Below are 21395 nucleotides of genomic sequence, written 5' to 3' on the forward strand. Positions count from 1 at the left end.
ATGAGTTCAAACATGCAACAATCCCAAAGCCGGTCGCTTGTCGACTGGCTTTCTTATTTGGAGCAGATCCATCCGGTCAATATCGACATGGGGCTGGATCGGGTCGGTGCTGTCGCCCGGCGTATGGGGCTTACCCAGCTGCCGTTCAAGGTGATCACGGTGGCGGGCACCAACGGCAAGGGCTCCAGCTGTGCCATGGCGGCCAGCATTCTGATGGCAGCAGGCTATAAGGTCGGCGTCTACTCCTCGCCCCATCTGCTGCGCTTTACCGAGCGGGTGCGGGTCAACGGGCAAGAGCTGTCCGACAGCGATCACTGCGCCGCCTTTGCCGAGGTGGAAGCGGCCCGCGGCGAGATTGCCCTTACCTTCTTCGAGTTCGCCACCCTGGCTGGCTTGTGGCTCTTCTGCCGCGCCGCCCCCGATGTGCTGCTGCTGGAAGTGGGGCTGGGTGGCCGGCTCGACGCCACCAATGTGGTGGAGTCCGATGTGGCGATGATCACCTCCATTGCTCTCGATCACTGCGACTGGCTGGGTGATACCCGCGAAGCTGTGGCGGTGGAGAAGGCGGGGGTCTATCGCGCTGGCAAGCCCGCCATCAGCGGTGAGCCCAATCCGCCGGCGACTATCGCGAGCGAAGCACAGCGTCTTGGCGCCAACCTGCGTCAGGTCGGTATCGATTTTCGTGGTGATGAGCACGAGAGCGGTTGGGATTATCACGGCCTCAACCAGTGGCGGGATCTGCCAAAACCGGCGCTGCCGCTGATGAACGCGGTGACCGTGCTGGCGGCGCTGGAATCCCTCGGCTTGCCGCTGCCGGAGTCCGCCATTCGTGACGGGCTTGCCAATGCCCGGCTGGCTGGCCGGATGCAGCAGTTGCAAAGTGCGCCGCTGGTGATCGTCGATGTGGCCCATAACCCCCATTCGGCCGCCTATCTGGCCGCGCAATTGCGCAAGATGCCCTGCACGGGTGTGCGCCGCGCCGTAGTCGGCATGCTCAAAGACAAGGACATGGCGGGATCCCTTGCCGAGCTCGACGGTCTGATCGGCGAGTGGTATCTGGCCAGCCTCACCGGCCCGCGCGCCGCCACCGCTGCGCAACTGGCTGCGGCGTTGGGAGAGGGCAAGGGGCCTGCCAGGGAGTTTGATGATGTCAGCGCCGCTTATCAGGCAGCGTTGGCCGCATCGAGTCCGGACGATATGGTCATTGTGTTTGGTTCGTTTTACACTGTCGCCGACATTCTGGCGGGTGTCGCCGTCTAGGCCACACCCCGGCTCCCCAGCCCTTTGGCGGGGAGCCAAATCGCATATTGAGTTACGTAAAGGTAGGATTCAACTTGGCCTCGAAGTTTCAAAACCGTCTGGTGGGCACCGTCATCCTGGTGGCCCTGGTTGTTATTTTCCTGCCGGACTTGCTGGATGGTCACAAGCTGGCACAAAAGGAGGAGGCCTTTGCCAAGATCCCGCTGCGCCCCGAGCTGGAGCCTGCCAAGCCTGCGCTGCAGGTCTCGGCGGCCAGCAGCCTGCCCGCCGATCATCTGGCCAGCCAGCAACAGGCCTCTACGGCCCAGCAGTGGCAAGTGGAAGAGGTGGCTGACCCCATGACCCTCGCCGGTCAGGGCAACGCTGCGCAGCCGGCGACAACCCCTGCCGCACCGGCACCGGTTCAGCCGCAACAGAATGCCCAACCCAAGCCACAGCCCAAGCCGGAAGTGGTGGCCAAAAAACCGGTCGAACCGCCCAAGCCAGCACCCAAGCCGACACCAGCCAAACCGGTTGAAGTTGCCAAGGCACCCGCACCGACCAAGCCGCAGGCGGGTCAGATCAAGTCCCTCGACGATCTGATTGAAAGCAAGATGACCCAGCCGACCACACCCGCGCCTGCTGCGGCAGCGGCACAGGGTAGCTGGATCCTCCAGCTTGGCGCCTTCAAGAACGTCGACAGCGTCAACGCGCTGGTGAGCAAGCTGCGGGCGGCGGGCTACTCTGCCCACACTTCGCCGCGCACACCGGTGCAGGGTCAGCTCAACCGGGTCTTTATCGGGCCGGATGTCTCCAAGGCCAAACTGCAGGGGATGCAGGGGCGGATTTCCCAGATGACCGGCCTCAGTGGCTCGGTGGTCTCTTACAATCCGTGATGGTCTGGCCGCTGGCCATGACGTTCCGATAGCAACACCGCGCCCCGTGCGCGGTGTTTTTTTATCTGGCCGTCGTGATTTTTAAGGACGGCGTCGTACAGGTCACCCCCCGGTTGGGATTTTCGGGCAGTTGGGGTAGTCTGAGCCCTTCTGCTACTCACAGGAGTTCAAGATGATCCTCTCGACGACCCCCACGCTGGAAGGCAAAACCATTCGTGAATACCGCGGCATCGTGGTTGGCGAAGCCATTCTCGGCGCCAACATTTTCAAGGATCTCTTTGCCGGGATCCGCGACATCATCGGCGGCCGCTCCGGCGCCTATGAAAAAGAGCTGGCCCGTGCTCGCGAGATCGCTTTCGATGAGCTCAAAGAGCGTGCCGCCGCCCTTGGCGCCAATGCGGTGGTCGGCATCGATATCGACTACGAGGTGGTGGGGCAAAATGGCAGCATGCTGATGGTCAGCATCAGCGGCACCGCCGTGGTGGTCTGAGCGCGCACCAGCGTCTTCATGGGCAATGAGCCGATAACCGGGTTATCGGCTTTTTTATGCCCGATGGCGGGCAACGAGGAGTGAACGGGGTGTTGAACCCATGCCATAAATGACTCTAAGTTGATGATTTAAAACTTTTATATTTTTTCATAACCCGATGACTCGGGTTTTATTTTTTTTAACTGGGCCCCCCTGAATCACCGGACTAGAGTGGCAGCCATCAGGACGATACCTCATCACGGATGACCCCATTTTGTATGAATCACTCTTTCTTGAAGGCGTATCAAGATGCACAAAAAATCTGCTCTGTTGACTGTTATCACTCTGGCCATCGCCACTTATGCCGGAAGTGTTGTCGCGGCCGTTCCCAACTTTACCGCCAGCTGCCCGATGAATATTCAGGTCAAGTCGCAAGGGGGCAATGTCTTTATCAATGGCAAGAAGGCCACGCTGAAAACCGATGCACCGACCGCCTATACCGCCCAGAGCGGCAAGATCATGATCGGCATCACCTCTGACTCCGCGACCAGCGAGCCCAGCGTCGATTACGCCATCAAGCATGACAAGCGTGCCAACGGCATCTGCACCGTGAAATCTTGGTCAGCGGGCAAGGCTACCTCGTTGCCGATGGCCAAGGGGGATTCCCCTTATCAGGGCAAGTGGACCGCCAAAAATAGCGAGACCGGTGCCACGGTGGCCAACATTCAGGTGGATGGCAAGGAGCAGGTGTGGGTCAACGGGGTCAAGGTGAAGGCCAAGCGGGCCGATGGCGCGCTGCAGTTTCGTCAGGGCACCATCCTCTACACCTTGCAGGGGGATCCGCGTATTCGCGATGAGAGCGACTGGAATGACAGCGATGTTCAGAACACCGGCCCCATCCGGCTCGAGTAACAGACGTGCCGTGCCACGGCTTGGTCATTGATGCAAAAAGCAGAGAGCGGCATGGCCGCTCTCTGTTTTGCTGTCTCTATTGGTTGATCGCCGTGCGGGGTTAGATGCCGTGGATGGCGTTGGCTTCCCCATACCAGTCCAGCTTGTCGGCCAGGGTGACCACCGAGCCGATGATGATGAGACTCGGGCTTTTCACCTGACGAGCCAGTTCGGCCAACTGCTGCAGCTCGCCGCGCACCACCCGCTGACTGAGCTGGGTGCCTTGCTCCACCAGCGCCACCGGGGTGTGACCGGGCATGCCGTGGGTTTGCAGCTCATCCTGAATGCGGGCGGCGTGGGCCAGCCCCATGTAGAACACCAGGGTCTGGCGTGGGGCCGCCAGCGCCGACCACTCCTGGGCAATATTGCCCTCCTTGTCGTGGCCGGTGATGAACTGCACCCGCTGGGCGTGATCGCGGTGGGTGAGGGGAATGCCGCTGTAGGCGGCGCAACCCGATGCTGCCGTGATGCCTGGCACTACCGAGAAGGGGATGCCCGCCTCGGCCAGGGTTTCCAGCTCCTCGCCGCCCCGGCCAAAGATAAAGGGATCGCCCCCCTTGAGCCGCACCACCTGTTTGCCCAGCTGCGCTTGTTCCAGCAACAGCTGGTTGAGCGCCTGCTGGGGCACACAGTGGCGGCCCGCCTCCTTGCCAACAAAGATCCGCTCGGCATCCCGGCGAACAAGCGCCAACACCTCCTGCGAGACCAGCCGGTCATAGACCACCACATCCGCCTGTTGCAGCTGCTGCAAGCCGTTCAGGGTGAGCAAGCCAGCATCGCCGGGGCCGGCGCCCACCAGGGTGACGCTTCCCTTGCTCAGCACCGGCTCATTCAATAGCTCAGCGACGCTCTGCTCGGCGGCCTGTTGCTGGCCGCGGGCCAGCTGGCATGCCAGTCGCTCATGGCTAAAGAGCCGCTCCCAGAAACGGCGGCGAGCCAGCTTGTCCGGTATGGCCTTGACCCGCTCGCGCAGCTTGCCCGCCAGCGCCGCGAGCTGGCCGAGGTGTTGCGGCAGCATGGCTTCGAATTTTTCCCGCAGCTGGCGGCTTAGAACCGGCGCCGCGCCTGCGCTGGAGATGGCCACCATCAGCGGCGAGCGGTCGATGATCGCGGGCATGATGGCGCTGCAGTGGGCCGGAGAGTCCACCACATTGCAGAAGATCTGGCGCAGGCTTGCTTCGTTGAAGACCTGCTGGTTGACCTCTGGCTGGTTGGTGGCGGCGATCACCAGCCACTTGCCATCGAGCAGTTCGGGATGAAAGCCGGCGGCGCAGACGGTCAGGCGACCCTGCTCGGCCCAGCTCATCAGCTGGGGTTCCAGATGCGGGGAATTGATGGTGATCTTCGCCTTGGCATCGAGCAGCAGGCGCGCCTTGCGCACCGCCACCTCACCGCCGCCGACGATCAGAACCGGCTTGTTTTGCAGCTGACAGAAGAGAGGGAGAAAGTCCATAACAGGCTCCGGATGCTGGCCCGCTCGCAATGCCGCGCCGGGCGAGATAGCAGGGCACGCCGTGACGCACCCCGGATAGTCGGGGGAAAGATCCCCCGACGGGAATAAAAAAGGGGAAGGGTGATCTACGCCCGGGCCAACGACAGATCCCCACCGGTGTCGGCCACTTGATCACGCTTCCCCAAACGAGGTTTTTCCTATTGCACCGCTTTGACGTGCATGTTGGCGACGTACTGATCTTCGGCCCAGAAGATGCGGTCAGCGACCATGGCTTCCGGGTTGAGGGTGACGCCGCGCAGCACCCGCTCCTTGAACTTGTGATAACCGGCCCGGTCGATAAGGTGACCCATGTGCAGGTAGATGGGCTTGCCATCCAGCATCTCGGCCTCGAACTCGAACAGGTTCTTGATCACCGCATGCAGCACCTCTTCGGTGACCCAGTTGAGGAACAGCTTGCCGGTGCGGGGGGTCTTCTTGCTGGTGCGCCCCCCCAGCTTGACCATGTAGAGCTGCTTGGGATCCCGCTGCCAGGCCAGGGTCGGGCAGGCCAGCACACACTCGCCACAGCCGATGCACTTGCTCTCCTCCTTGACCGCCTTGCCATGCTTGATGGCGAGGCAATCCACCGCGTGGTGGCTGCACGCCTTGACGCAGGCGCCGCAGCCGATGCAGCGCTCGGCATTGAAGTGGATCTTGGCGATGCCGAGGATGCCGAAGTCGGCCATGTTGGCCTTGGCGCAGTCGTTGGGACAGCCGGCGATCACCATCTTGAGGTGATAGGGGTTGGGGTAGAGGTGCTTCTCCATCCGCTGAGCCAGCCCGGTGCAGTCGATATTGCCCTTCTGGCAGATGGTGTTGCCCTGACAGGCGACGATATTGCGCCCGCCGATGGTCTGGTAACCGGCTTGGGTGTCTTCTACCTCGATGCCGCAGGTCTCCACCTCGATCTCCTTGATAAAGGGTTCGAGGGCGGCGTTGACCTTGTCCATGTCCTGATACTTGATACCGGGCATCGCCAGCTTCTGGCGGGTGGTGAGGTGGATCAGGCCGTTGCCGTACTGTTCGGCGATCTGCTGGGCCACCGCCAGCAGGTGGGCGGGCATGATCCCGCCGGGAATGCGTACGCTGATCATCGCTTCGCCGCGCACCTTGGAGAGGCGGTATTCGTTCTTGGCGCGGGCCTTGATGATGTCGATATCGAGACTCATGGTGTTCTCCCTCAGTCGATCAGATGCTGGGCCTGGTCAAAACGAAAGACCGGTCCATCCACGCAGATATAGGTGTCGCCCATCCGGCAGTGGCCACACTTGCCCACGGCGCAGGCCATGCGGCGTTCGTAGTCGACCCAGATGCGATCCTTGGGGATGCCCCGTTCGAGGAAGGCGAGCACCACGAAGCGGATCATGATGGGGGGGCCGACCACGATCACCTGGATATCCTCCTTGTCAGCGAGATCCAGCTGGTCGATGTAGTCGGTGACCCGGCCGATGCGAAACTGCTCGCTCTCCTTGCCCTCATCCAGGGTGACGATGAGGTTCTGCTGCTCGGCCCAGAGCGGCATCTCGTGGCGATAGAGCACCGCCTGCTCGTTCTTGAAGCCGAGGATCATGTCGAGGGATTTCACCTCTTCCGGATGTTTGCTGAAGCGGCGCAGCAGCCCCTTGACCGGCGCGACGCCGGTACCGCCCGCCACCACGATGAGGTGCTGGTTGCGGTAGGTCTCCAGCGGATAGCCGTTGCCGTGGACGCCGCGCATCCACACCTTGTCGCCCACATCGAGGGCAAACAGCGCATCGGTCACCTTGCCGACCTTGCGGATCAACAGGTCCACATAACCATCGCCATAGTCGGAGACCGAGATGGGCGCTTCGCCCACGGTGGGCAGGGAGATCTCCACAAACTGGCCGTAGTGGACATCAAAGTCGCGTGATACTCGAAAGTTCCACTCCAGCTCGGTGTGGCGCTCGATGGCCAGAATGGTGTAGGCCTTGGGCAGCAGGCGGTTTTCGACCACGTCCTGCTGCGGTTCTGCTGTTGCGGTTTGCTGGCACTGGCACATATCAGTTCGCCCCCTGCGCGTTGTCGGCTGCGATGGTCTGTTCGACCACATCGGTCATCTTGTTGATGATGTTGCTAAAGGAGATGTAGTGAGGGCAGCGATCGTCGCAGCGGCCACAGCCGACGCACATGTGCTCCTCTCCCTGACGGGCCTTGTAGTCGTTGACCTTGTGCAGGGCGCGATAACGCAGGCGCTCGCCATGCTTGGCGCGAAAACCGTGGCCACCGGCCATGTCGCTGAAGCCATCCACCATGCAGCTGGCCCACTGGCGACGGCGCTCGCCCTGCTTGGGGTTCTCTGCATAGGTGAGGTCGTGCACGCTGTAGCAGCTGCAGGTCGGGCAGGAGGTGGTACAGCGGCCGCAACCGATGCAGCGGCTGTCGTACTCGGCCCAGACCGGATGGGCGGTGAGGATCTGGCGGATCCGCTGGGGGTCGTCACAGACGCTCTCCGGGGTGCGAACCTTGACCGGATTGCTCTGGACAAATTCCGGGGTGAAGTCGTCGGGCTCGCCCAGCTCGGCAAAGTAGCCGAGCAGCTCGGGATCCTTCACCTCGATGCGGGCACCCTCATCGCTCAGACGAATGGCTGCGGCGTAGTCCTGGGTCTCGTTGCTGCCCATGGAGACGCAGAAGCAGTTCTCGAAGCTCTCGTGGCACTCCAGCAGCACCAGCTTGAGCTTGCTGCGCAGCCGAGCGTAGTAGACGTCGCTGTTTTGGCCATTTTTCAGGTAGACCTGATCCAGCCTGCGCAGGGCGTGGATATCGCAGCTGCGCAAGAACAGCAGGGTGGGCTTGGCCTCCACCTTTGATTCGCGCAGCTCCAGATTGTCGAAGTGGAACAGGGTCTGGGTGATGGGGAGCACCACCTCTTTCGGGGAGAAGTGGGACTTCTCCTGCCACACCAGATCGGCCGGATGGCGGATGCTGTGGTAGGTGACGTTGTCGGTGTCGGAGAAGCGGCCGCCCCGATATTCGGCCGCGGGCGCCATGATCCGGTAATCGGGCAGCAGCCGCTCGAACAGCTGCGCCAGCGCGGGATGGGTGAGAAGAAACGACATAAATAAACACCTTGTATGAGGGTGAGATGCCCTGGCATAGGGATGAGGAGCGGGCCGGTCAGGATGTCTGGCATCGGTTCTGGCCGCGCTTGCCTCGCCACGGTCTGTTTTTATGACTCATGTTGCTCAACTGACCCGATTGTTATTGTGTTGGCGGCGCGTGCGTCGCGGCAGGTCGGGTCATGCCTGTAAAATCCTTATCAATTGAGCAGGGCGGCCCGATAGCCTGCGCACTTGCCCATCACGTATCCCATCTCCAGCTTGTTGATATCGCGGGTGAAACGGGAGACGGGGAAGTAGTCGGCCGGGGCGATCACCTCGATCTGGCAGTCATCCGGCGGATTGGCGATAAAATCGAGCGCCTCGTTGTAGCTGCGATCCCGCTGCTCCAGCGCCTGTGCCAGCGCGGGGCGGGTCTTGAGCAGGGTACGGATCATCCAGGGGAAGGGCATCGGCTTGAGCCGGTAGCCAAGGGGCTCGGAGAGGATCACTGTCAGGTGACGTGCACCGCGGCGGTAGGCCTCGATCACCGGGATGGAGTCGGCCACCCCGCCATCTGTCATCGGTACCCCGTGTACCTCCGGGTATTCGTGGGAGGCGAGGGGAATGGCGCAGCTGGCGGGCAGCACCTCGTTCATGTTCTCCGGCTTGACCCGGATGTACTCCGCCTTGCCGGTCAGGGTATTGGTCACCACCGCATAGAAGGGGATGCCGGTCTCCCGGTAGGCGTGAATGTCGAGGGGATACTTGCGGCAGCTGGTGTGCCACAGCCAGTGGATATCCACCAGATTGCCCCCCTTGGCAAAGCGCAGGGGATCCATAAACTGCTGGCTGCACGCCAGTTTGGTCAGGATCTCGTGGCTGCGGCCATGCTGGCTGGCGAGATAAGCCAGCAAGTTGGTGGCCCCCGCCGAGACGCCGATGGCGAAGTCAAAGGGGCGATAGTCATGCTCGATAAACGCATCCAGCACGCCGCTGGCAAATATGCCGCGCATGGCGCCGCCTTCTACAACCAATGCGCTGGGGGATGCGTTTTTGTTCATGACAGGCACCTCATTGATAAGTCAGAGAGAAAAAGTGGGAAAGAGAACGTTCGGGCTGTCAGGCCGACCGTTCTGACAACCAACCGGGGTTGGCCATCGCAATGAGGTCATTCTAGGAAGGGGATAGTGTTTAGAATATCTGTTAATAATGAATCAAGTGTTTTGTATTTCTAAACGATGGTGATAAACCCGTTGTGATCAACGGGGTTGTGTAGGAGTCTCAACAACTCTGTGATGGCTGGATATTGGCAAGGATTAGTGTGTCATGACGTTATTGGTTCCCCCGCTGCTCCAACGTGGCGATACCATCGCTTTTTTCTCCCCCTCCAGCGCGGCGACCGCCTGGGCACCCAACCGTTTTGCCCGCGCAAAAGCCTTTCTTGAGGGGCTGGGCTTTAGGCTCAAGGCGGGCAGCCTCACCGGCCAGCAGGATCACTGGCGATCCGGCTCCATTGCCGCGCGGGCCGAGGAGCTCAACGCCCTTATTCGCGACCCAGAAGTGCGCTGCATCATGTCGGTGATTGGCGGCAGCAACTCCAACTCTCTGCTCCCTTATCTCGATTTTGAGGCGCTGAGGCGCGATCCCAAGATCATCGTTGGCTACTCCGATGTGACGGCGCTGCTGCTCGGCATCCAAGCCCAGACTGGCCTGGTTACCTTTTATGGCCCGGCGCTGGTGGCCTCCTTTGGCGAGTTGCCGCCGCTGGTGGATGAGACGCTGGCCAGTTTTTTACAGATTGTCTTGGCCGACGAAGCTGGCGTCCCCTGCACGCTGCCTACTCCGGCGCAATGGAGCGATGAGCGGCTGGATTGGGAGAACCAGACCCGGGCCAAGTTTTGCCAGCCCAATCGGCTGATCTCGGTGGGCTCAGGCCGGGTTGAGGGACGGCTGATCGGTGGCAACCTCAACACCATGGCGGGGATCTGGGGCTCCCCCTATATGCCGCCCATCGAGCGCGGCGACATTCTGCTGCTGGAGGACAGCCTGAAATCTGCCGAGACGGTGGAGCGATCTTTTGCCCATCTCAAGCTGTGCGGGGTGTTTGATCGGATCGGCGCGCTTATCCTCGGCAAGCACGAGCTGTTCAACGATCAGGGCAGCGGCAAGCGCCCCCTCGATATCCTGCTGGAGGTGGTGGGTGAGCCGAACTTTCCCATTCTGGCAGAGTTTGACTGCGCCCATACCCATCCCATGCTGACGCTGCCGCTGGGGATCGAGGTGGCGCTCGATCTCGACCGCCAGCAGCTCACCTTGCTGGAGCCCTGGTGGCGAGCAGAATAAGGGCGAAATGAATGTCAAAAAATGGGTGTCAAAAAACAAGGCCGCGGATGCGGCCTTGTCTGTTTTTGTGGGGAGGGATCAGGGCAGGGCATCGGGCCGGAAGCTGGCACGGATCTGCGGCACCAGGCTTGAAGGGTCGAACCCTTTCTCCTCGCCCAGCACCGGATGAAGCAGGGGTTTTTCTTCGATGGGGGTGATATCCCCCGCCAGCAGCTGGCGGGTGGCCTGACCCATCTGGTAGAGCTGGCGCACCGGCGCAAACTGGGTCGCCAGATTGAGGGGATCATCTGCGCGGGTGAAGGCCATCATGGGGATCTGGTAGGTGGCATCGCGCGCCGGCTTGTCACCGTGAATCCCCTTGCCGGCGGACATCAAAAACGGCTGGTGATCGCCAAAGGCCACCACCAGATAGCGCTTGCCTGACTGGTCTAGGGTCTTGAGCAGCCGCTCCAGCGAGGCCATGGCATCCACAACCCCGGTGTAGTAGGTGTTGAGCAGTTGGGTGTCGCTCTCGCTCTGGTTCGGACAGGCGCCGCTGCGCTCCTGCCCCTGATAGCGGGGGCCATCGAAGGGGCCGTGCCCCTGCATGGTGACCGCATAGGCAAACAGCGGTTTGTCATCCTGTTCGCTGCGCTTGAGTATGTGGTCGATCAGCGCATCATCGGAGATATAGAGCCCCTTGTGCTCGAGGGTGGTGAAGCGGGTGTCGAACCAGCGCTCCTCATAGCCGAGCGCCGGGATCGCTTTGGCGCGGCCCCAGAATTTTTCCACATAGGGGTGGGCGAACAGGGTCTTATAGCCGCTCTGTCTTGCGCTCTGTGCCAATCCCGGCACCTGCTCAGAGAGGTAGTAGTAGGGCACCACACCCTGCTTGAGCAAGCCCACCGGCAGGCCGGTGTTCATCTCGAACTCCGCCAGCACCGTCATGCCGCCGGTGGTGGGGGAGTGGATGGTCTTGTGCCACTGCTGCACGCTGGCAGGCAGGGAGAGAGTAGGGGCCGGGGCGCAGATCCGCCCCTTCCAGTCGAGCCAGAGCGACTCATATTGCAGCACGATCACCAGATCCCAGCGCGGCGTGATGCCCTGGGGTGGATAGCTCAGCTGCGGGGCTAGCTCATTGATCTGCAAGGGGTAGCGAAACACACTGCCGCTTTGCAGCATCTCGTCCACCAGATTGAACAGATAGAGGCCGGGGCCGGAGCGGATGATGTCCCTGTGGTAGTTGACCGCGCGATCCACGTAGCGAATGTTGGCTCCCAGCAGCTTGTTGCCGGTCTGAGTGGCAAAGACGCACAGGGCAAAGAAGGCGACGGTGGCAGCGGCTGTGCGCAGCACCCAGCGTGACAGGGCAAAGCGCCAGCAGAGAAACAGTGCCAGCAAGACGGTGAAGATGGGCAGGATGGGGTGCTGGTCGAGCAGGATCCGCAGCAGCGCCAGCAGGTTGCCAAAATCGTCCCCGCCGAGCGGCACGCCGTAGATGGCGATCTTCATAAAGTTGGCTAGCAGACCTATGCCTGACAGCGCGGTAAAGACCAGCCCCATATAGAGGTTGAAGCCCGCCAGCGCGCAGAGGCTCCAGCCCAGCACCATGCTGCCCCAGGCGAGATAGTAGTGCTCCGGCCGAAAGCCTGACCAGAGCAGAAACTCCCCCAGCTTGAACACCACGAAGCCGTGCAGCAGCACGAAGGTGAGGTTGCCGAGCAGCAGGCTGCCGATGATCCGCCAGCGCAGGCTGCGGCGCAGCTTTGGCAGCACCGTTTTGAGCACGGCGGCGCTCAGGGCCAGCACCAGCGTCAGGCTCACCACCAGATAGGTGAGGTTGAAGCCCTGCTCGGGCAGGGTTTGCAGGATCTGGCTGAAGTCGCCGCTCTCGGGGCGATCTTTGAGCAGCAGACCGATGCGCAGCTGATAGCGGCTGGCCAGTGCATCGTCTGGGGCACGCAGGGTGCTGTTGAGATCCAGCGAGCAGCGGTTATTGCGGCACACCTGACGCTTGTCCACCGCTTGACTGAGCTGGTCAATTCGCTCCCCCTTGTCGTTGAGCAGCTCTACCCGCACCTTGTCCCCCGCTTGCAATGGCCCTCGCAACTGCCACTGACTGCGCACCACCAGATAGAGACCGCGGCTGTCGCTTTTATAGAGCAGGGCGTGGCGGGTGAGGGTAGCCAGCGGATTGTCGGCGGGGCCCAGCACCAGCGGTTGGGCACGGCCCAGCCAGCTACCGGGATTGATCAGTGGCAACAACAGGGTCAGCAGCAGCAATCCGCCCAGTAGGGCAAGCAGTAGAGAGGGCAGACTCAGGACGCGGGGGCGGCCTGAGGAGGGGCGATTCATATAAGCTCATCCTTTGAGCGAGTGAGGGAGAGATCGTTCATCCGCATAGAGTTTGACCCGATGGTGCGGGCCTTGTTTCAGCTTGTCAATTTAATGACCACTTAATGAATATTTGGTTACAGCTCAACCTTGCAAATTGTGATCCCGGTCGAGGGATTGTTCGGAATATGTGATGAAAGCGTCATCATGGGGTTTTGCCACTGGCTTGGGAGGGATCTGCTGTTTAGTCTCTCGATAGCGACTGGAGGTACATGTATGAATCCCAAGGTGATGGCACGTCAGGCCAGATTGCTGCGCATGCTGGAGAGCAAGGAAGAGATCCGGATCGGACGCGAGCGCGACTGCCCGCTGCCGCTGGCCCAACTGGTCAAGCTGAAGGATAGCCATCCGGCTGTGGTCAAGGTCTATCGCCACGGTCTCACCGCCGAGGTGTTTCACCTCAAGGTGGAGGGGCATCACTGGTGCCTCAAGCGGCGCCGTCAGGATTCACTGGTGGCCAACCTCGATGGCAAGACCGCCTTTCTGACCGAGCTGGAGCGGCGGCGTGAAATCGAGGCGCTGCGCGAGCTGCATCCTACTGTCCTCTCCCACGTGGTCTGCACCAGCTTTGGCTCGGCGCGGGCCGGGGTGCTGGTCTCCCCCTGGTTGCGGGGTGTGCCGGTCCATCAGCTCAACGAACGCAATCTGGCCCAGATGCTGGAGGTGCAGGGTGAGCTGGCGCGCTGGGGCTGGTTTGACTGGGACCCGAGTCCGGGCAACCTGCTCGATGATGGCGAGCAGATCTGCGTGTTTGACTTTGGCTATATGTGGACCTTCGATCCCCGCTTTGAATACAACTCCAACGGTCTGGTCGACCCGCAGTTCCATGTACCGGAGCGGTTGGAGACCCGTACCCTCTCGGGGCTTTGGCTCGATGAGGCCGATCCTCTGCCGCAATTTCGCTACTGGCGCGAGCTCTGCCTCAAGTGGGTGAAACGGGAGATCCACCACCTGATCCGCGAAGGAGCCAGCGCGCCCGTGCTGGCCCGCCTGCACGCCCTGCAAGGGGAGTGGAGCGCCGCGCTGGCGAGCGACGAGGCGCTGGTCGCCAACTGGTGGCGGGACATGTATCGCAGCCACCGGCTCGATGTGGCCGATGATCTGAGTGGCCAGAGCTGCGGCCCGCTCACCCTGCGTCGCCTCGACTGGCTGATGCAGGCGGTGACGGATCACTATCCGCTGCTGGTGGACAATCTCTCGCCTCAGGAGACGGAGCTGGGCCAGACCGGGCTGCTGGCCCGCTTGCAGCAGCTGCGCCGGGAAGCCGTGGCCTGCCAGTTGCCCGCCACCAGCTTTGCCTGAGCCATACGTCAGTGATACACAAATAAACAGGGCGCCTTGCGGGCGCCCTGTTGCATGGTCTGGTTTGCCTCGCGGTGAGGGTCAGTCCAGCAGCTCCTGATGGAGGCGGTTGACGATATTGCCCGCCTCGCTCTCCTTGACCAGGAAGCAGAGGTTGTGGGCGCTGGCGCCGTAGCAGATCATCCGGATGTTGTGCTCGCGCAGGGCGTCAAAGACCTGACTGCCCACCCCGTTCACTTCGCTCATCCGGTTGCCGATGAGCGCCACCAGTGCCAGACCGGTTTCCACCTCCACCTTGCAAAGCTGGCCCAGCTCGGCCAGTACCTTGTCGCTCAGGATCGGTTCGCCGTTGCTCTGGCTGCCGGTGTGATCCAGCGTCAATGACACGCTCACTTCCGAGGTAGTGATGAGGTCTACCGAGATGCGGTGACGGGCCAGAATGCCGAACACTTCGGCCAGAAAACCGTAGGCGTGGAACATGTTGAGGCTGTGCAGGGTCACCAGCACCTGCTGGCGGCGCAGGGCGACGGCGCGAAACAGCGGGCTTGAATCTGTGCTGGCGCGGATCCAGGTACCACCGGCGGCAGGATCCTTGGCGGAGCCGACAAACACCGGAATATTCTGGCGCACCGCCGGTTGCAGGGTGGCGGGGTGCAGCACCTTGGCGCCGAAAGTGGCCATCTCGGCCGCTTCGACAAAGCTGATTTCGGGAATGGGACGGGCGCGGGTGACGAGGCGCGGATCCGTGGTGTAGATGCCGGGCACATCGGTCCAGATCTCGATACTGGCGGCATCGAGCGCTTCAGCCAAGAGGGCTGCGCTGTAGTCAGAGCCGCCGCGACCCAGCGTGGTGGTGCGGCCATCGCCATCGGCACCGATAAAGCCCTGGGTGATGATAAGGCTGTCGCCAAGCTGCGGGCCCAGCGTCTGCTGGCAGAGAGTGCGGGTGGTGGCCAGATCGACGGTGGCCTTGCCAAAGCGGCTGTCGGTGCGCATCAGCTGGCGCACATCCTGCCAGTGGGCTTTGACGCCGCGCTGGCGCAGCAGTTCGGTAAAGAGGCGGGTAGACATCAATTCGCCGCAGGCGATGAGGCGATCGGCCAGCTCCGCATCGGTATGCTGGTGGGCTTGCTGGGCCATGAGGCGAATTTCGTCCAGCTGACCATGAATAAGGGCGCTCACATCAACGGGGTTGCCGAGATCGGTCAGAATGGCCTGCTGGATCCCGGCCAGTTTGGCCAGCTGCTCGTCGCGGCCCGCTTCGTCCAGCTCCCCTTGTGCCAGGGTGACCAGCAGGTTGGTGACACCGGCGCTGGCACTCAGTACCACCACCCGGGTGGCGGGATTGGCCAGCACGATGTCGGCGCAGTGATTCATGGCCGGGAAGTTGGCGACACTGGTTCCGCCAAACTTGGCGACATTGATCGGGCTCATTGCTTACTCCTGTCTTATTTTAAGATTCCGGATCCATCGGGCAAAAAAGAGAGGAGGAGGCTGAAAATGGCAGGAATGAACGAAGCTATCCCGGCCAGAAGCACTCCACCTGCAGAGCCCATCCCGTACCGCCCCTGACAGGGCGCGGTGTGGGATGATCACTACCGATGACAACCCGGGGGATTCAGCCCCCGCAGCCGACGTTGAGGTCACCAGTCTCCTCACTCGTCTCGGCGCTGCTCCCCCTGACCCAAGTTCACCGGACGCTGGCGTCCTCCCTTGGGCTGCCTGGGCAGCGCTCCTCTTCTGGCTCCACCAGGGCGGTGGAGTGCATTTAGAAATACCCTGCGTTGGATTGCACTGTCAATCGAGTTTGTGAAAAAGTTCAAATTGTCAGCTAACTCAACGCAGGATCAATGACTTAGGCAATGGTCTTTGACAAAACCTTGGAACGGCGCTGCCAGTTGTAGAGACGCTGGCGCGCCACCGGCAGATCTTCCACTTCCAGCGGATCGAAGCCCCGCTCCCGGAACCAGTGGATGGAGCGGGTGGTGAGCACGAACAGGCGGCGAATGCCGAGCCGCTTGGCCCGCTCGGCCACCTTGGCCACCAGCTGATCTCCCCGGTTGGAGTTGCGATAGTCGGGGTGGATGGCGACGCAGGCCATCTCCGCCATCGCCTCTTCCATAAAGCAGTAGAGGGCCGCGCAGCCGATGATGAGGCCATCGCGCTCGATGATGGTGAACTTGTCGATCTCCATCTCCAGCTGCTCGCGGGAGCGGCGCACCAGAATGCCTTCCTCCTCCAGCGGGCGGATCAGATCCAGAATGCCGCCGATATCCTCGATGGTGGCGGCGCGGGCCTGCTCGGCGCTTTCCCGCACGATCTGGGTGCCGAGGCCATCGCGGCTGAACAGCTCCTGCAGCATGGCGCCGTCATCCTGATAGCTCACCAGATGGGAGCGGGGCACGCCGCCGCGGCAGGAGGCAATGGCCGCGCGCAGATAGCGGGCGGTGCCAGACATCTCTTCGCCCGCTTGTTCCAGCTCCACCAGCAGCTCTTCGGCCTGCTCGGGGAAGAGCTCGGAGATGGCTTCGCCGCGTCTGTCCATCACCCCCTGGGTGCTGCTAAAGCAGATGAGCTTGTCCGCCTTGAGGTCGACCGCTACCCGGCGGGCCACCTCTTCCGAGCTCAGGTTAAAGCTCTCGCCGGTGACCGAGCAGCCGATGGGGGAGATGAGCACCAGACTCTTCTGGTCGAGCTGGCGGGTGATCCCCTCCACGTCGATGCGGCGCACTCGGCCGCTGTGGCAAAAGTCGATGCCATCATCCACCCCCAGTGGCTGGGCAGTGACGAAGTTGCCGCTCACCACACTGATCCGCGCCCCCTGCATGGGGGTGTTCGCGAGCCCCATGGAGAGCTGGGCGGTGATGTCGTATTGCAGGCCGCCACACACCTGCTTGATGATGGTGAAACTCTCGTCATCGGTGACCCGGATCCGCTTGTGGTACTGGGCCTCGATACCGGCGCGGGCCAGCGCTTCATCGTTTTGCGGACGTGAACCAAACACCAGCACTAGGCGTATGCCCAGTGTCTGCAGCAGGGCGATATCGCTGACGATATTGGCGAAGTTGGGGTGGCAGATGGCTTCTCCCCCCATCATCAGCACAAAGGTGGCACCCCGATGCACATTGACATAGGGGGTGGATTGCCGGAAGGCATTGACCAGACTGGGTTCGCGTTCACGCACTTGATATTTCTTCCATAAAAAACAGCGATTTGCTCAATATATGAAAATTAATTCACAAATCAAGACTAAATATTGATTTTGGCCGTTTCTGGTCTACGAGGGGCGGGTTGGCCGTGCGGATCGGGAAAGAGTGACGGACGGTGCAGATAGCCGTTGGAGCGAGCGGGGAGGGGCCCGCCGGTTGATCCGGCGCGATAAACTGCTATCTTCGATGCTCCTTTTCGTCAGCTGTGTGATTTCACAGGGTTTTATACAAGGACAGAATTCATGGAACAGATTATTTCACCGGCAGATGCCCTGCCGGGACGACGCGAAGCGATGGTGATTGGTCAGCAGCATGCGGTGAATGGCAACCCGACCCAAGGTCCCTGGCCCGAGAACATGGCGATCGCCTGGTTTGGCATGGGCTGTTTCTGGGGCGTTGAGCGCCTGTTCTGGCAGCAGCCGGGCGTCTACTCTACCGCCGCCGGTTATCAGGGCGGCGTGACCCAGAATCCCACCTACAAAGAGGTGTGCAGCGGCCTGACCGGCCATGCCGAGACGGTGCAGGTGGTGTTTGATCCGGCGGTGATCAGCTACGGCGACCTGCTCAGACTGTTCTGGGAGCAGCACGATCCGGCGCAGGGGATGCGTCAGGGCGGGGACATTGGCACCCAGTATCGTTCGGTGATCTTCTATGGCGACGAGAGTCAGCAGATCATTGCCCAGCAGAGCATGGCGGCCTATCAGCAGGCGATGGCGGCGAGCGGTGACAGTCGTGCCATTACCACCCGCATTTTGCCGCTGGCGCCCTTCTACTACGCCGAGGATTACCATCAGCAATATCTGGAGAAAAACCCGGATGGTTACTGCGGATTAGGTGGCATTGGAGTCTGTTTGCCGCCTAGCCTGAACCGCTGAACAGGTTTGTGGTCGATTTCTTAATAAAAGTGAAAATAAATGGTCGGAGGAGGGAACTTATTGCGACCAGTCGGGACTAACTAGGTAGCGTCCAGGGATCGGATGCAAAGTCCAGACACATTTCTTGCCTTGATAACCGCCTGATGAATGAACGCACTGGCGGGTTGAAAATGATAGCAAGCAGGGCTGCCCACCAAGGCGGCCCTTTTCCTTATCTGCTGTTTTGAAATCTTGCGTTGGGCGGGAGAGCCGGCCGGCAGATCAGCCGATGGCGCTGTCGAACAGGTTCTTGATGAGATCGATAAACTCGATGAGGAAGGTTTTCTGTTCCGGGGTCGGGGCGCGCAGCCAGACGGCGGAGAGCACCTCCTCCAGATCGGCGACCACGGCGTCGGCCTCCTGCATGATGGCGAAACGCACCTTGGGATCGAGCTGGGGGTTTTGCTCGCAAATGGCCATCAGGTTGCTGGCAACACGGCCACTGACCAGATCTTCGATGGTCTCTTCACCATCGTTCTGCTGTTGGGATTCAAACAACCCCAAACTCTCCACCAGATACTCGATCAGCGAGATATAGCCTTCACTTTCTACCACCATGGTTGCTGCCTCAATACAGTAACAATACGAAAATTAAGCGTATTTTAGTGGCTTGCCCTAGCTTGGCAAGCAGCAGTGCAGGCGATGGCGAGTAAAACTGACTCCGCCCCGCTCCACGCACTCCAGCCCGGTCAACGTAAAGCCATGTCGTAAAAATAGCTCATAACTGAAGGCGCTGGCCTCGGTGGTGATGAGGGTCAGACCGAGCCCTCTGGCCCCCGCGAGTGCCGTGGTGAGCAGCAGATTGCCCAGTCCCTGGCGCTGATGGTCGGCGCTGACATAGAGCAGACTGAGGTGGCCATCGGGGCTCAGAGTGACAAACCCGAGGGGCACATTTGCCTGCTCCGCCACCCAGCCGTGGTGTTCACGCAGCTGGCTGACAAAGCCCGGATGTTGTGAGCCGAGGGCCCACTGCTCCACCTGCTCGGCGCTGTAGTGCTCGGGGCCGCTGCGTCGCACCGCCTGCTCAAAAAGGCTCACGAGGGCAGGGATATGTGCCTCGCCAAGGGGAACAATACAAAGTGCTGGATTAAGTGCTGGCGTCATAAGGTTGGGTCGTCAGTGGGGGAGAGGGGGCGCGGCGCCTGTGGCCGTTTGGCTTTGGGCAGACCCGCGACAACCCGCTCATAGGAGTGGTGCACCCAGCCTTGCCACAGATCATCCGGCAAGGTGCTGTTCAGGGTCACTGTGTTCCAGTGTTGCTTGTTCATATGCCAGCCCGGTTTGACCTCGGGGTGGATCTCGCGCAGCAGCAACGCCAGCTCGGGCTCGCACTTGAGGTTGATGGTAAGCGGCTCGGCCTGCCAATCCACCAGCGCGAACATCTTGCCCGCGATGCGGTAGACCAGGATCTCCGGGCCAAACGGGGTATCTTCGGTGGCGCCCGGCAGGGAGAGCAGAAAGTGGCGCAAACGGGTCAAATCCATGGAAAGTTCTCGCGCAAGGGGTGATCCGGGTCATGTCAGGCGCATATCTATCGGCGGGCCTGTTCTGTTAATATGCGCGCAGCCGAGTATACCCCCCATCACCAAGGGAGCCTATTGGATGTTGTATCACAAGACTTTCGAACTGGGTCCCGAGCGGGATTGGGTGGTGTTTGTCCACGGCGCCGGTGGCAGCTCCTCCATCTGGTTCAAGCAACTGCGTGCCTATCGCGAACACTTCAACGTGCTGCTGCTGGACTTGCGCGGCCACGGCCAGTCCCACCAGCTGCAACAGGTGGTCAAGGGACACTACAGCTTTCGGGAAGTGACCGAAGATATCGTTCGGCTGCTCGATCATCTCGATATCCGCCGCGCCCACTTTGTCGGCATCTCCCTTGGCACCATCCTGATTCGCCATCTGGCCGAGCTCTGCCCGGAGCGGGTGAAAAGCATGGTACTGGGGGGCGCTATCTTGCGGCTCGATATCCGCTCGCGGGTGCTGGTGCAACTGGGCCGACTCGGCCAGCACTTCCTGCCCTATATGTGGCTCTACCGGCTGTTTGCCTTTATCATCATGCCACGCCAGCACCATCAGGAGTCGCGCAACCTCTTTGTTCGCGAGGCCCGCAAGCTCTGCCAGAAGGAGTTCAAACGCTGGTTCCGCCTCGCCACCGAGGTTAACCCGCTGATGCGTTATTTTCGCGAACGCTCCCTGCCCATTCCCACCCTCTATGTGATGGGGGAGGAGGATCATATGTTTCTGGCACCGGTGCGCGAACAGGTGGCCCGCGATGCCAGCTCCTCGCTGGCGGTGATCGAACAGTGCGGCCATGTCTGTAATGTGGAGCAGCCGGAGCAGTTTAATCGCCGTACGCTGGCGTTTATTCAATCACTGGGGGGGCGGGGGAAAATAGGATGTTAAATATAACTCAGGCAGTATATGACCTGCCCGAGGATTCTATGAAACATGATGTTTTTTATAATTAAATGTTGTCAATCTTGGGGGGCGAAAATCGCTGTATATATTGGATTATTCTTTAAATCTCAAACATATTAATTTGTGGTGTAGTGATTTTTTTTGCATGCAAACTATCAACTGCGACAATATCTTGATTGTAAAGCTTGAAGTGTTTTATAGCGAGAGGTGGGACAACCATAAACCGCTCTTTACTATTATGTAGAACTTGCCCTCTTAGTTCCATTAATAGTCGACCCAGAGCATTTATACCAACGCAAATGTTTGGCTCTGTAGGTTTTGCCCCCCAAAAATCATCTCTGTTAGAAATTTCAATAATATCCATATCACTTGTACTAATTAATAGTGAGGAAAATTTATCCCAATTTTGAGCTAGTTTTACTCTCAAACACCACTTCATAATTAGTATGCGAACAGCCAACCAATCATCTCTGGATTGATCTTTAAATGGTTTTCCAACCATCTTCGCTGTCATAGGACTTTCCTGAGAAATAATCTTTTCTTGTACTTCCGGCAAATGAGGAAATCGACAGGCTTGATAAAGAGACTCTACGGTTTTAATTACAACATCATTAACAACAACAGGATATCCTGCTGCCATATTTGATAGCCCTCCCCACTGTTCTGTGGTTTTTTTAAATGCTGCGGCATTTCTTATATCATATTGCCTTGTCTCATGCTGTTTCAT

20 protein-coding genes and 1 riboswitch are annotated in these 21395 nt (G+C 60.4%); of the genes, 8 read left to right on the top strand and 12 right to left on the bottom strand.

The annotated features are described in order from the left end of the window. The 4 genes from folC to A9G06_RS09390 all read left to right on the top strand — a co-directional run bounded on the left by folC (position 1) and on the right by A9G06_RS09390 (position 3516). The gene (gene folC / locus A9G06_RS09375; protein ID WP_069555050.1) at positions 1–1260 is read left to right on the top strand and encodes a bifunctional tetrahydrofolate synthase/dihydrofolate synthase; all 1260 of its coding nucleotides are present in this window, start codon (positions 1–3) and stop codon (positions 1258–1260) included. Positions 1261–1334: 74 nt separating this feature from the next. After that, positions 1335–2135 carry a cell division protein DedD gene (dedD, locus tag A9G06_RS09380; RefSeq protein WP_069555051.1) on the top strand — a complete coding sequence of 267 codons (801 nt, stop codon included), beginning with the start codon at positions 1335–1337 and terminating at the stop codon, positions 2133–2135. A 172-nt stretch (positions 2136–2307) separates the two neighbouring features. Then, complete coding sequence (locus A9G06_RS09385; RefSeq protein ID WP_005333757.1) at positions 2308–2625, top strand: heavy metal-binding domain-containing protein; 318 nt, start codon at positions 2308–2310, stop codon at positions 2623–2625. A 288-nt stretch (positions 2626–2913) separates the two neighbouring features. Further along, positions 2914–3516, top strand: coding sequence for a hypothetical protein (locus tag A9G06_RS09390; RefSeq protein WP_069555052.1), 603 nt, complete (start codon positions 2914–2916; stop codon positions 3514–3516). 100 nt (positions 3517–3616) lie between these two features. On the opposite strand, the gene cysG is transcribed toward A9G06_RS09390, so the two are convergent. The 5 genes from cysG to A9G06_RS09415 all read right to left on the bottom strand — a co-directional run bounded on the left by cysG (position 3617) and on the right by A9G06_RS09415 (position 9170). Further along, positions 3617–5008: a siroheme synthase CysG gene (cysG, locus tag A9G06_RS09395; RefSeq protein WP_069555053.1), complete on the bottom strand. Its 1392-nt coding sequence runs from the start codon at positions 5006–5008 to the stop codon at positions 3617–3619. A gap of 197 nt (positions 5009–5205) precedes the next feature. Beyond that, entirely contained in the window at positions 5206–6216 is a 1011-nt protein-coding gene (gene asrC, locus A9G06_RS09400) for a sulfite reductase subunit C (RefSeq protein ID WP_058056676.1), read from the bottom strand. Between the two features lie 11 nt (positions 6217–6227). Continuing rightward, entirely contained in the window at positions 6228–7067 is an 840-nt protein-coding gene (gene asrB, locus A9G06_RS09405) for an anaerobic sulfite reductase subunit AsrB (RefSeq protein ID WP_021229668.1), read from the bottom strand. A 1-nt stretch (position 7068) separates the two neighbouring features. After that, on the bottom strand, positions 7069–8127 hold the full coding sequence (asrA, locus tag A9G06_RS09410) for an anaerobic sulfite reductase subunit AsrA (protein WP_069555054.1): 1059 nt from the start codon (positions 8125–8127) through the stop codon (positions 7069–7071). Between the two features lie 200 nt (positions 8128–8327). Continuing rightward, complete coding sequence (locus A9G06_RS09415) at positions 8328–9170, bottom strand: patatin family protein (protein ID WP_069555055.1); 843 nt, start codon at positions 9168–9170, stop codon at positions 8328–8330. 265 nt (positions 9171–9435) lie between these two features. Here A9G06_RS09415 and A9G06_RS09420 point away from each other — a divergent pair, with 265 nt between their 5' ends. Continuing rightward, entirely contained in the window at positions 9436–10452 is a 1017-nt protein-coding gene (locus A9G06_RS09420; protein WP_069555056.1) for a S66 peptidase family protein, read from the top strand. Positions 10453–10530: 78 nt separating this feature from the next. On the opposite strand, the gene A9G06_RS09425 is transcribed toward A9G06_RS09420, so the two are convergent. Then, entirely contained in the window at positions 10531–12786 is a 2256-nt protein-coding gene (locus A9G06_RS09425; RefSeq protein ID WP_069555057.1) for an LTA synthase family protein, read from the bottom strand. Between the two features lie 255 nt (positions 12787–13041). Between A9G06_RS09425 and A9G06_RS09430 the strand changes: the two genes are divergently transcribed. Beyond that, a complete protein-coding gene (locus A9G06_RS09430) occupies positions 13042–14127 on the top strand; it encodes a hypothetical protein (protein ID WP_069555058.1) in 1086 nt (361 codons plus the stop codon). 81 nt (positions 14128–14208) lie between these two features. Here A9G06_RS09430 and lysC read toward each other — a convergent pair whose 3' ends face one another. Then, positions 14209–15561 (bottom strand): lysine-sensitive aspartokinase 3, encoded by a 1353-nt coding sequence (lysC, locus tag A9G06_RS09435; RefSeq protein ID WP_069555059.1) that lies wholly within the window; start codon positions 15559–15561, stop codon positions 14209–14211. Between the two features lie 90 nt (positions 15562–15651). After that, positions 15652–15875, bottom strand: a riboswitch (Lysine riboswitch). A 107-nt stretch (positions 15876–15982) separates the two neighbouring features. Then, positions 15983–17311 carry an amino-acid N-acetyltransferase gene (argA, locus tag A9G06_RS09440; RefSeq protein WP_005345063.1) on the bottom strand — a complete coding sequence of 443 codons (1329 nt, stop codon included), beginning with the start codon at positions 17309–17311 and terminating at the stop codon, positions 15983–15985. A gap of 267 nt (positions 17312–17578) precedes the next feature. Between argA and msrA the strand changes: the two genes are divergently transcribed. Next, positions 17579–18211 carry a peptide-methionine (S)-S-oxide reductase MsrA gene (msrA, locus tag A9G06_RS09445; protein ID WP_005333739.1) on the top strand — a complete coding sequence of 211 codons (633 nt, stop codon included), beginning with the start codon at positions 17579–17581 and terminating at the stop codon, positions 18209–18211. A gap of 261 nt (positions 18212–18472) precedes the next feature. On the opposite strand, the gene A9G06_RS09450 is transcribed toward msrA, so the two are convergent. From A9G06_RS09450 to A9G06_RS09460, 3 genes are read right to left on the bottom strand one after another with little or no spacing between them, the layout of a single operon-like run. Continuing rightward, positions 18473–18808, bottom strand: coding sequence for a DUF3802 family protein (locus A9G06_RS09450; protein ID WP_005333735.1), 336 nt, complete (start codon positions 18806–18808; stop codon positions 18473–18475). Between the two features lie 57 nt (positions 18809–18865). After that, complete coding sequence (locus tag A9G06_RS09455) at positions 18866–19354, bottom strand: GNAT family N-acetyltransferase (RefSeq protein WP_069555060.1); 489 nt, start codon at positions 19352–19354, stop codon at positions 18866–18868. Then, positions 19351–19734, bottom strand: coding sequence for an MmcQ/YjbR family DNA-binding protein (locus tag A9G06_RS09460; RefSeq protein ID WP_069555061.1), 384 nt, complete (start codon positions 19732–19734; stop codon positions 19351–19353). The genes A9G06_RS09455 and A9G06_RS09460 overlap by 4 nt, the downstream gene beginning before the upstream one ends. A gap of 118 nt (positions 19735–19852) precedes the next feature. Between A9G06_RS09460 and A9G06_RS09465 the strand changes: the two genes are divergently transcribed. Further along, positions 19853–20653: an alpha/beta fold hydrolase gene (locus tag A9G06_RS09465; protein WP_069555062.1), complete on the top strand. Its 801-nt coding sequence runs from the start codon at positions 19853–19855 to the stop codon at positions 20651–20653. Between the two features lie 115 nt (positions 20654–20768). Here the strand turns inward: A9G06_RS09465 and A9G06_RS09470 are convergent, their stop codons facing one another. Beyond that, positions 20769–21395: an NADAR family protein gene (locus A9G06_RS09470; protein WP_069555063.1), complete on the bottom strand. Its 627-nt coding sequence runs from the start codon at positions 21393–21395 to the stop codon at positions 20769–20771.

This window comes from Aeromonas sp. DNP9, from assembly GCF_001728955.1.
GTDB classification, from domain to species: domain Bacteria; phylum Pseudomonadota; class Gammaproteobacteria; order Enterobacterales; family Aeromonadaceae; genus Aeromonas; species Aeromonas veronii.

Excerpts from the sequence above, each read along its gene's own strand:
- A9G06_RS09460 (WP_069555061.1), bottom strand. The coding sequence starts at position 19,734 with ATGGATTTGACCCGTTTGCGCCACTTTCTGCTCTCCCTGCCGGGCGCC.
- A9G06_RS09455 (WP_069555060.1), bottom strand. The coding sequence starts at position 19,354 with ATGACGCCAGCACTTAATCCAGCACTTTGTATTGTTCCCCTTGGCGAG.
- asrA (WP_069555054.1), bottom strand. The coding sequence starts at position 8,127 with ATGTCGTTTCTTCTCACCCATCCCGCGCTGGCGCAGCTGTTCGAGCGG.
- asrC (WP_058056676.1), bottom strand. The coding sequence starts at position 6,216 with ATGAGTCTCGATATCGACATCATCAAGGCCCGCGCCAAGAACGAATAC.
- folC (WP_069555050.1), top strand. The coding sequence starts at position 1 with ATGAGTTCAAACATGCAACAATCCCAAAGCCGGTCGCTTGTCGACTGG.
- lysC (WP_069555059.1), bottom strand. The coding sequence starts at position 15,561 with ATGAGCCCGATCAATGTCGCCAAGTTTGGCGGAACCAGTGTCGCCAAC.
- A9G06_RS09420 (WP_069555056.1), top strand. The coding sequence starts at position 9,436 with ATGACGTTATTGGTTCCCCCGCTGCTCCAACGTGGCGATACCATCGCT.
- A9G06_RS09385 (WP_005333757.1), top strand. The coding sequence starts at position 2,308 with ATGATCCTCTCGACGACCCCCACGCTGGAAGGCAAAACCATTCGTGAA.
- A9G06_RS09470 (WP_069555063.1), bottom strand. The coding sequence starts at position 21,395 with ATGAAACAGCATGAGACAAGGCAATATGATATAAGAAATGCCGCAGCA.
- asrB (WP_021229668.1), bottom strand. The coding sequence starts at position 7,067 with ATGTGCCAGTGCCAGCAAACCGCAACAGCAGAACCGCAGCAGGACGTG.
- A9G06_RS09415 (WP_069555055.1), bottom strand. The coding sequence starts at position 9,170 with ATGAACAAAAACGCATCCCCCAGCGCATTGGTTGTAGAAGGCGGCGCC.
- A9G06_RS09450 (WP_005333735.1), bottom strand. The coding sequence starts at position 18,808 with ATGGTGGTAGAAAGTGAAGGCTATATCTCGCTGATCGAGTATCTGGTG.
- A9G06_RS09425 (WP_069555057.1), bottom strand. The coding sequence starts at position 12,786 with ATGAATCGCCCCTCCTCAGGCCGCCCCCGCGTCCTGAGTCTGCCCTCT.
- A9G06_RS09390 (WP_069555052.1), top strand. The coding sequence starts at position 2,914 with ATGCACAAAAAATCTGCTCTGTTGACTGTTATCACTCTGGCCATCGCC.
- A9G06_RS09430 (WP_069555058.1), top strand. The coding sequence starts at position 13,042 with ATGAATCCCAAGGTGATGGCACGTCAGGCCAGATTGCTGCGCATGCTG.
- msrA (WP_005333739.1), top strand. The coding sequence starts at position 17,579 with ATGGAACAGATTATTTCACCGGCAGATGCCCTGCCGGGACGACGCGAA.
- cysG (WP_069555053.1), bottom strand. The coding sequence starts at position 5,008 with ATGGACTTTCTCCCTCTCTTCTGTCAGCTGCAAAACAAGCCGGTTCTG.
- A9G06_RS09465 (WP_069555062.1), top strand. The coding sequence starts at position 19,853 with ATGTTGTATCACAAGACTTTCGAACTGGGTCCCGAGCGGGATTGGGTG.